5 protein-coding genes are annotated in these 10,043 nt (G+C 71.1%); 2 read left to right on the top strand and 3 right to left on the bottom strand.

The features are described 5' to 3' along the window. Positions 1-129 precede the first annotated feature (129 nt). From GRC12_RS18510 to GRC12_RS18500, 3 genes are all read right to left on the bottom strand, one after another. Positions 130-1,893, bottom strand: coding sequence for a CDP-alcohol phosphatidyltransferase (locus GRC12_RS18510; RefSeq protein ID WP_208780412.1), 1,764 nt, complete (start codon positions 1,891-1,893; stop codon positions 130-132). Between the two features lie 216 nt (positions 1,894-2,109). Then, the gene (locus GRC12_RS18505; protein ID WP_208780411.1) at positions 2,110-4,050 is read right to left on the bottom strand and encodes an amylo-alpha-1,6-glucosidase; all 1,941 of its coding nucleotides are present in this window, start codon (positions 4,048-4,050) and stop codon (positions 2,110-2,112) included. Beyond that, positions 4,047-5,522 (bottom strand): MGH1-like glycoside hydrolase domain-containing protein, encoded by a 1,476-nt coding sequence (locus tag GRC12_RS18500; protein ID WP_208780410.1) that lies wholly within the window; start codon positions 5,520-5,522, stop codon positions 4,047-4,049. Before GRC12_RS18500 ends, GRC12_RS18505 begins: the two co-directional genes overlap by 4 nt. A gap of 120 nt (positions 5,523-5,642) precedes the next feature. Here GRC12_RS18500 and GRC12_RS18495 point away from each other — a divergent pair, with 120 nt between their 5' ends. After that, on the top strand, positions 5,643-6,839 hold the full coding sequence (locus GRC12_RS18495) for an ROK family protein (RefSeq protein WP_208780409.1): 1,197 nt from the start codon (positions 5,643-5,645) through the stop codon (positions 6,837-6,839). A 384-nt stretch (positions 6,840-7,223) separates the two neighbouring features. Beyond that, complete coding sequence (gene ppdK / locus GRC12_RS18490; protein WP_208780408.1) at positions 7,224-9,944, top strand: pyruvate, phosphate dikinase; 2,721 nt, start codon at positions 7,224-7,226, stop codon at positions 9,942-9,944. Positions 9,945-10,043: the final 99 nt, after the last annotated feature.

Genomic DNA, 10,043 nt, shown 5'->3' with positions numbered 1-10,043 from the left:
CCCGACACTGCGGGCGGACACCCCCCGCCCCGTCCCCTTCCCGCCGTGGGCGGCTGACACCCGCCCCACAGGGGCGCGGGGAACTGGCGAGCGGCCGCGGCTCTACGACATCACGCGGTCCCCCCCGCGTCAGTTCTTCTTCGGGTGGGGAGTGGAGCCGTACGCCGTGAGGAACTTGTCGCGGAAGGCGCTCATCTGCCAGACCGGGGCGTTGTGGGCGGGGCGGAGGCCGTCCGTCCAGCCCCAGGACGAGATCTTGTCCAGGACCTTGGGGTCCTTGGCGACTATGGAGATCGGGACGTCGCGGCTGGCGTGGTTGCCGCTGACGCGGGCGATCGGCTGGTGGTCGCCGAGGAAGACCAGGACCGTGTTGTCGTTGCCGTAGCGTTCCAGCCACTGGGTGAGCGCGGTCACCGAGTACTGGACCGACTTGCCGTACTCCGCCTGGGACTTGGGCGAGCTGGCGATGATGTCCGCGGGCTTCTTGCCGGCCGCGTGGATGGCGTTGAAGACCGAACCGTCACCCAGGTCGTTCCAGGGGACCATCTTGGGGATCGGGGCCCAGGGCTGGTGGCTGGAAGTGAGGATGACCAGGGACATCAGCGGCTTGCTCCGCTTCTTGCCGTGCTCCAGGTTCTGGAAGGCCTGCAGCGCGTACTGGTCCGGCATCGTCGACCAGCTGAACTTCGGCCCCTTGTAGCCCATCTGGAAGGCGTTGCGGTAGCTCTGCAGGCCGTAGAACTTCGACTCCGGCCAGCCCTTCTGCACACCCGGCATGATGCCGACCGTGTCCCAGTCGCCGGTCTTGGCGAAGGCCTTGGTGAGACTGAGGTGGTCGCTCGCCATGACCGTGCGGTAGCGGTTCTGGTTGTCGATCCACAGGCCGGACATCGTGGTGGAGTGGCCGAGCCAGCTGCTGCCGCCGTAGGTCGCCGAGGTCAGCCAGCCGCTCTTGGCGTGGAAGCCCGCCTTGGCGAGGGCTTTGGTGCGGGCGTCGAGGGTCGCGTCGACGCCGGGCGCCTCCACCGGGTCCTCGATCGCGCTGCGGCCGTAGCTCTCGATGAAGGTGAAGATCATGTCCTTGCCGCGCAGGTCGGGGACCAGCTGGCTGGGCGGTGTGTTGCCGAACTCGTCGACCTTGGCGATCTTCTGGAAGTCGGCCTCGTCCTTGAGGGTCTGCCGGACCCCCTTCGCCTGGAGAACCACCGCGCCGGCCGCCCGGTCGGAGGCCAGCGGTGTCCCGCCGAGCTGGAGGCCCAGTGCGGAGCAGAGGACCCAGACGACCGCGGCGGCGAGTGTCCCCCGGGTCGCCGCCTGCTTGTTGCGCGCCAGCAGGTTGCTGAGGCGGACCATCGCCAGCGCCATGACTGACAGCAGCAGGAACACCAGGACGAAGGCGCCGACCGTGGCACCGATCGCCACCGCACGGCCCATCGAGTCCTGGACGTAACTCTGCGCGTCCGGCAGCAGCTCCCAGTCCAGCACGAGGTTGAAGTGCCGGCCGAGGTACTCCCAGAAGCCCATGTCCAGCAGGTTGAGGATCGTGAGCGCGCCGAGCGCGGCACCTGACACGACTGCCACGATGATGCGCGGGCGGCGCGGGAGCACCAGCGCGACGGCCGCCCCGAGCACGGCCTCCACCGGTATCCGCACGAACCGTTCGGCGTGCAGCGCGCTCTCCTTGTTCGGGAGCACCAGCGCGCCGAGCACGAGTACGGCCGCGAGGATCGTGATCGTCCAGCGCACGACGCGCACCGGTACGGGGTGCCGCTCACGCCAGTCGGCGAACCGGGTGCGCAGGGTCGCCCTGGCCTCCTGCTGCGGTGCGGGTGATTCCGGCTCGACCTCGGGTGATGTGTCCGGTTGTTGGCGAAGGCGCGTGAAGACAGGCACCCGAAGGTCCTTCCGTTGCGAGGCCCGGCATCCGTGATTCGGACGGATCGGTCGGCGGGCCACACCGGGAGGCAAGGACCCGCCACAGTCCGGTACGGGCTGCCTGAGGCGGTTGTTCACGCCTCAGGGCAAACACCGGGCAAACGCCTCGTCAACGACACGGTCGAGGCTCGTAGGGGCGCGGGCAGTCGCCGTCCTGCCTTCCCCAGCGGAGCGCTAGGCGCCCCCGACCGCCGTCAGCAGGGCGAGCGGTGCCGCCGCCGAGCGTGACTCCCTCACACACGCGTGCGGATACGGCACGGGCTCCGCGTGCGAGTCCCGTCCGTACCCGGCGATGACCTCCGGCAGCCGGTGCCCCGTGGCCGTCGCCGCGTCGACCAGGGCGTGGGCGACCGTGCGGGCCTCGTCGTGCAGGCCGTAGCGGGCCAGGCCCAGCGTGATCAGCGCGTTGTCGTGCGGCCAGACCGAGCCGCGGTGGTACGACAGCGGGTGGTACGCCGGCTGTCCCGCGGCCAGTGTGCGGACGCCCCAGCCGGAGAAGAAGTCCGGTTCCAGCAGCCGCCGGCCCACCACCTCGCCGTACTCCTTGTCCAGCAGGCCCGACCACAGCAGATGCCCGGCGTCCGAGGCGAGCGCGTCGACCTGCCGGCCCTGGCCGTCCAGCGCGAGCGCCGGGAAGGAGGCGTCCGGCATCCAGAAGTCCCGCTGGAAACGGTCCCGCAGATCGGCCGCCGCCTGTTCCAGCAGGGCGGCGTAGGTGTCGTCGCCCCACACCGTCCGGGCGACCGACGCCGTGCGGCGCAGGGCGTCGTAGGCATAGCCCTGTGCCCCGGCCGCCATCACCGGTCCGCTCGCCCGTGAGCCGTCGGCGGAACAGATCGCGCCGGGGGAGTCCTTCCAGTTCTGGTTGGCGAGGCCGCCCTGGTCGGCGCGGTAGACGAGGTAGCCGCGCGAGGTCAGTCCGCCGTGGTCCAGCATCCAGCCGATCGCCGCGCGGGCGTTGGGCTCGAGGCGGCGGGCGAGGTCCGTGTCCCCCGTCTGCTCGACGTAGGCGCCCAGGAGGACCAGGAACAGGGGCGTGGCGTCCACCGAGCCGTAGTAGCGGCCGTAGGGGACCTGATGGAAGTGGGCCAGCTCGCCGTGGCGGACCTCGTGCACGATCTTGCCCGGCTGGGCCACCGATTCCGGGCCGGTCTCCGCCGCCTGGGTGGCGGCGAGCGCGGGCAGGGTGGCGGCGGCGAGCTGCGGGCGGTAGGGCAGGGCGAACAACGACGTCAGCAGGGCGTCCCGGCCGAGCAGCGTCAGGAACCAGGGGGCTCCGGCAGCGGGCACCCGCAGGTCCTCGCCGTCCGGGCCGGTCGCCGGCACCTGGAGGGAGGCGAGGTCGGCGAGGCCCCGTGCGCAGGCCGCCGCCAGCTCGGGCCAGCCCGTCGGGAAGGGCACGCCCTCCACGAACTCGCCCTCGAGAGCGAGGAGTTGTTCATTGAGCGCGGCCGGCGACGCCGGTACGCGCAGGGCCCGCCGGTCGCCGTGCGGGCGGGCCATCACCCGCAGTGCCAGCTCCGCCGTGCCGTGCGGGTCCAGATCGAGGGTCCAGACGAGGCGGCGGGCGCCGGTGCCGGTCTCCTCGACGCCGTCCGGGGCGGGCTGCGCCGTCACCGTCGTGACGGACCGCCATTCACCGCGCTGGTAGCTGAACTCCACGCCGTCGTCGAGGACCTGGCGGGAACGGGTGGCGCCGATCTTGGTGTAGGTGCGGTAGTCGGAGCGCAGCTCGAACTGGTCCGTGAAGTCCGCGTCCGCCGTGACCGCGAGGCGGACGGTGGTGGCGGTCGGGCGGTTGCTGGTGATGCGGAGGGACTCGACGAACGCGCCGTCCCCCACCGCCTGTTCGCGGAAGATCGTGTACGCGGGCGGTTCCTGCCGTCCGCCGCGCGGGACGAGGACACAGCGGGCCGTGTCCCCGTCCGCGACCGGCGTGAGCGACTCCGGTACCGCGCCGTCGACCGTCAGTTGCCAACGGCTCAGATGGCGGGCGTCGCGCACGAACAACCCGGCCGGGGAGCCGGTTCCCCGGGCCCCGACGATGATGTCCCCGCCGTCGCCCACGGCCGCGAACGTCCCGCCGCGCACGAGCAGATGATGCCGTTCCGTCATGCCCGGTCCCCTCCCTTGTCACTCATGTCGAACGTGCCGATGCCCGTGGGGGACACGCCGTGTCCGGGGCGCGAATGGAGCAGATCCAGCGCGAGGGCGGCGGTCCAGCCGAAGCCGAGTGCTCCGCAGGCCTCGCCGGTGTACGGGTCGACGTACTCCGCGAATCCGGAGGCGTCGGCCAGATCCAGGACGGACTCCCGCAGGGCGTCGGCGCGCTCCTGCTCGCCGTGGGTGCGCAGCCCTCGCTCCAGCAGCCAGCTCGTGTTGAACCAGGCCGGTCCCCGCCAGTACCGGTGCGGATCGAAGGCCTCGCCGAGGAGGTCGTAGGACGGGGGCAGCCGGGTCGTGTCACCGAGGCCGAAGTGCGGGCCGTGGAGGGTGGCGACGAGCGTCCGCACGACGTCGCGGGGGAGGCCGGGAAGGAGGAGCGGGATCAGTCCGGAGACGCTGCGCTCGGGGACCAGGGTGCCGGTGGGCGGGCGGTGGTGCGGTGCGGGAGCGCTGTAGTCGTCGCCGCGCAGGTCGCGGCAGAGGAACATGCCGCTCGTGTCGTCCCACAGGCGGTCGACCAGGGCCGCCGTCAGCCGCTCCGCGCGGGCGTGCCGTGCCGTGCCCGCCGCTCCCAGCTCCGCGGCGATCCGGGCCAGGGTGTGCTCGGAGGCGATGAGCAGGGCGTTGAACGCCGGGTCCTCCACGGCGAAGCCACCGCCGCCGTCGTCGGCGTAGCCGGCGTCCCGGTAGTCCGTCGCCAGGCGGACGTACCGGCCGTAGTCCAGGTCCGTCGGGCGGTCCTCGGGGGCGCCGTGGGTGAGGTCGGCGCGGCGGAAGGACCGGGACGGGGCGGGGATGATCCGGGCGAGCGGGGCGTCCCAGCAGGGGCTGTTGTCCATACCCTGTTCCCAGGGGTGGACGACCGACGCGAGGCCGCCCCCGCCCAGGTCGCGGCGGTGCAGGAGATAGCGGTGCCAGGCGGCCAGGCGCGGGTAGACCCGGGTGAGGAAGCCCCGGGCGCGGGACAGGCCCGGGTCGGCGCGGTGCACCAGCCAGGCCGCCAGCGCGTGCACCGGTGGCTGCACGATGCCGGAGGTCTGTACGGTGCGCGGGGCGCCCGCAGCGCGCCCCGCGGTCGAGGAGCGCCAGAAGTCGGGGCTCGGGAAATAGGCGTCGAGCGGGACGGAGGGGTTGAAGACGATGTGCGGGATACGGCCGTCCGCCCACTGCGCGGCCAGCAGCGTCTCCAGCTCCGTCTGGGCCCGTAACGGCGACAGGTGCCGCAGGCCGATCGCGATGAACGCGGAGTCCCAGGACCACTGGTGCGGATACAGGCTGCGCGAGGGGACGGTGGAGGCGCCCGTCCAGTTCTCCTCCAGCACCCGGGCGGCCCTGACGTGCAGGGAACCCGGGACGGGCGGCGGATCGTATGCAATGGGCTGCTGTTCGCCGCGGCTGGTGAGTTGGGCAGTGCGATCCACTCGGGGCTCCCCGAAAGACGTACGGCCGACCGGTTCGGTCTGGGCTACCGTAGAGTTACGTCTATTTAACACGCAAAACTCACTATGTAATGCACGCTGGAGAAGCACAAGGGGGTGCGCATGACGGGACGCGGCCAGGCCAGCTCCGGAGATCTGCTCGAACTGGTACGAAGCGGACGCGCGACCACGCGGGGAGCCCTCCAGCAGGTCACCGGTCTGTCCCGGGCCACCGTCGGCCAGCGCCTCGACCGTCTCTTCCGCGCGGGCTGGCTGCGCGAGGGCGCCGGCGGTCCCGTCGACTCGCCGCTGGGCGGCCGCCCCTCCATCACCCTGGAGTTCGACGACGAGCACGCCGTCGTCCTCGCCGCCGACCTCGACACCCGGCACGCGCGCGCCGCCGTTCTGACCCTGACCGGTGAGATCCTCGCCGAGCACGCGGACACGCTCGCCGTGGAGGACGGACCGGACGTCGTCCTCGGGGCGCTCGGGCGGTGGTTCGGGGAACTGCTGGAGAAGGCCGGGCGGCCGGCCCGGGCCGTGTGCGGGATCGGGCTCGCGGTGCCGGGGCCGGTCGACAGCGAGACCGGACGGGTCGTCCAGCCGCCGATCATGCCCGGCTGGGACGGCTACGACATAAGGGGCCGCCTGGCCCGGGCCTTCACCGAGCGGACGGGCGCCGGGCCGGTGCCGGTCCTGGTGGACAACGACGCGAATCTGATGGCGTACGGCGAACAGCGCACGGGATATCCCGGCTGCTCGGCCTTCGTGCTGGTCAAGGTCTCCACCGGCATCGGCGCGGGCGTGGTGGTCGACGGCTCGGTCTACCGGGGGATCGACGGGGGCGCCGGGGACATCGGGCACATCCGCGTGGGCGCCGACGCGCTGTGCCGGTGCGGGTCGTACGGCTGTCTCGCCGCCGTCGCCAGTGGCGGCGCCGTGGCCGGGCGGCTGGCGGAGGCGGGGGTTGCGGCGACCTCCGGCTCGGACGTACGGGATCTGCTGGCGGCGGGGCATCCGGAGGCGTCCCGGCTGGCGCGGGAGGCCGGGCGGCTGGTGGGGGACGTGCTGGCGACGGTCGTCACGCTGCTCAATCCGGGGGTGCTGATGATCGCCGGAGATCTGGCCGGAACCGCCTTCCTGACCGGGGTGCGGGAGCTGCTGTACCAGCGGGCGCTGCCCCGCTCCACGGCCCACCTGGACGTCGTCACCTCACGGCTCGGTGAGCGGGCCGGCCTGGTGGGGGCCGGGGCACTGGTCGTGGAGCATCTCTACGCGCCGGAGCGGGCGGAGGAACGGCTGCTCGCGCTGGGGGTGTAAAGCGTCCGCATGGTGAAATCCGGTCCTCTGTGGGAGCGTGATTCTCGCCACCCTTGATAAGGGTTGCGCTCAGATGAGCGGATCTTGAGCGGCTGCACTTCCTCAAGGGGTGGCACTGGGTGCCACCCTTCGATCGTTCATCGATCGAAATCAGGTGTCGTCCTTGAGTGCTCATCTGAGCGTAAAACCGCACCAGTGGGCAGTGATGCCTTCAGGAAGTGAAAACATAAGCGCTTGGTTGCTTGCCGTCCCTTGACTTTCGATCCGCTGGCGGAGGGATGGTTACGGGCGCATGACGCGCGAGTAGACGTATCCAGACACCTTCGATCTGGGTATGTTCCTCGCCGTCAGGGCAGCCACCGCGTCCTCGAGGAGTCGAGACCCGTGTCGGAAAACAAAGAACCCCACGTAGCGAAGTTCGTTTACGACTTCACCGAGGGAAACAAGGACCTCAAGGACCTCCTGGGTGGCAAGGGCGCGAACCTCGCCGAGATGACCAACCTGGGACTCCCCGTTCCCCCGGGCTTCACCATCACGACGGAAGCCTGCAAGGTCTACCTCGACAGCGGCGAGGAGCCCGCGGCACTGCGTGACGAGGTGAGTGCGCACCTCGACGCGCTGGAGTCCCGGATGGTCAAGAAGCTCGGCCAGCCGGACAACCCCCTGCTGGTCTCCGTCCGCTCCGGCGCCAAGTTCTCCATGCCCGGCATGATGGACACCGTCCTGAACATCGGCCTCTCCGACAAGTCCGTGAAGGGCCTCGCCGCGCAGGCCGGCGACGAGCGGTTCGCCTGGGACTCCTACCGCCGCCTCATCCAGATGTTCGGCAAGACCGTCCTCGGCGTCGACGGCGACCTCTTCGAGGAGGCCCTCGACCAGGCCAAGGAGGCCAAGAAGGTCACGGTCGACACCGAGCTGGAGGCCGCGGACCTGAAGAAGCTGGTCGCCACCTTCAAGAAGATCGTCAAGAGGGAGGCCGGCCGGGACTTCCCGCAGGACCCGCGCGAGCAGATGGACCTCGCCATCCACGCGGTCTTCGACTCCTGGAACACCGACCGCGCCAAGCTCTACCGCCGTCAGGAGCGCATCCCGCACGACCTCGGCACCGCCGTCAACGTCTGCTCGATGGTCTTCGGCAACCTGGGGCCGGACTCCGGCACCGGAGTCGCCTTCACCCGCGACCCCGCCTCCGGCCACCAGGGCGTCTACGGCGACTACCTGCAGAACGCGCAGGGCGAGGACGTGGTCGCGGGCATCCGCAACACCGTGCCGCTCGCGGAGCTGGAGCGGATCGACAAGAAGTCGTACGACCAGCTGATGCAGATCATGGAGACCCTGGAGAACCACTACAAGGATCTCTGTGACATCGAGTTCACCATCGAGCGCGGCCAGCTGTGGATGCTCCAGACCCGCGTCGGCAAGCGCACGGCGGGCGCCGCCTTCCGGATCGCGACCCAGCTGGTCGACCAGGGCCTGATCGACGAGACCGAGGCGCTCCAGCGTGTGACGGGCGCCCAGCTCGCGCAGCTGATGTTCCCGCGGTTCGACGAGCATGCGAAGACCGAGATGGTCGGCCGGGGCATCGCGGCCTCGCCGGGCGCGGCGGTCGGCAAGGCGGTCTTCGACTCGTACACCGCCGTGAAGTGGTCGCGTTCGGGCGAGAAGGTCATCCTGGTGCGCCGGGAGACCAACCCCGACGACCTCGACGGCATGATCGCGGCCGAGGGCATCCTGACCTCCCGCGGCGGCAAGACCTCCCACGCCGCCGTCGTCGCGCGCGGCATGGGCAAGACCTGTGTGTGCGGCGCGGAGGAGCTCGAGGTCGACACCAAGCGGCGCCGGATGACCGTGCCGGGCGGGCGGGTCGTCGAGGAGGGCGACGTCATCTCCATCGACGGCTCCAGCGGCAAGGTCTACCTGGGCGAGGTCCCGGTGGTCCCCTCCCCGGTCGTGGAGTACTTCGAGGGCCGTATGCACGCCGGCGCCCAGGACGCCGACGAGCTGGTCGAGGCCGTGCACCGGATCATGGCCTTCGCCGACCGCAAGCGTCGGCTGCGGGTGCGGGCCAACGCGGACAACGCCGAGGACGCGCTGCGCGCCCGACGCTTCGGCGCGCAGGGCATCGGACTGTGCCGTACCGAGCACATGTTCCTGGGCGAGCGCCGCGAGATGGTCGAGAAGCTGATCCTCGCCGACACCCAGGACGAGCGCGAGGCCGCGCTGGCGGAGCTGCTGCCGCTGCAGAAGAAGGACTTCGTCGAGCTGTTCTCGGCGATGGACGGTCTGCCGGTGACCGTGCGGCTGCTCGACCCGCCGCTGCACGAGTTCCTGCCGGACATCACCGAGCTCTCGGTCCGTGTGGCGCTGGCGGAGTCCCGCCAGGAGTCCCACGAGAACGACCTGCGCCTGCTCCAGGCGGTCCACCGCCTGCACGAGCAGAACCCGATGCTGGGCCTGCGCGGAGTACGCCTCGGTCTGGTCATCCCGGGCCTGTTCACCATGCAGGTCCGCGCGATCGCGGAGGCGGCGGCGGAGCGCAAGAACGCCAAGGGCGACCCGCGCGCCGAGATCATGATCCCGCTCGTCGGCACCGTCCAGGAGCTGGAGATCGTCCGCGAGGAGGCCGACCAGGTCATCGCGGAGGTCGAGGCGGCGACGGGCACGCAGCTCAAGCTCGCCATCGGCACGATGATCGAGCTTCCGCGCGCCGCCCTCACCGCCGGGCAGATCGCGGAGGCGGCGGAGTTCTTCAGCTTCGGCACGAACGACCTGACCCAGACGGTGTGGGGCTTCAGCCGCGACGACGTCGAGGCCTCCTTCTTCACGGCCTACCTGGAGAAGGGCATCTTCGGCGTCTCCCCCTTCGAGACGATCGACAAGGACGGCGTCGGCTCCCTGGTGAAGGCGGCGGCGACGGCGGGCCGCGAGACCCGCCCCGACCTCAAGCTCGGCGTCTGCGGCGAGCACGGCGGCGACCCGGAGTCCGTCCACTTCTTCCACGAGGTGGGCCTGGACTACGTCTCCTGCTCCCCGTTCCGCATCCCGGTCGCCCGCCTGGAGGCGGGCCGCGCGGCGACGAACTCGCAGGGCAGCGACCACCGCTAGGCCCTACGCCCCGGCCGACCCCACGGCCTCGACCGGCCCGATGGCCGCGACCGGCCCACGGCAACCCGACCCCGGAACCGCCGGCCGTCCCCGACCCTC

Origin of the sequence: Streptomyces griseorubiginosus, from assembly GCF_017614965.1 — a bacterium.
In the GTDB taxonomy this organism is placed as follows: Bacteria; Actinomycetota; Actinomycetes; order Streptomycetales; family Streptomycetaceae; genus Streptomyces; species Streptomyces griseorubiginosus_B.
This window is presented reverse-complemented; position numbering and strand designations above follow the sequence as displayed.

Bases quoted from the DNA above. Each gene is read 5' to 3' on its own strand.
- GRC12_RS18505 (WP_208780411.1), bottom strand. From the start codon at position 4,050: ATGACGGAACGGCATCATCTGCTCGTGCGCGGCGGGACGTTCGCGGCC.
- GRC12_RS18495 (WP_208780409.1), top strand. From the start codon at position 5,643: ATGACGGGACGCGGCCAGGCCAGCTCCGGAGATCTGCTCGAACTGGTA.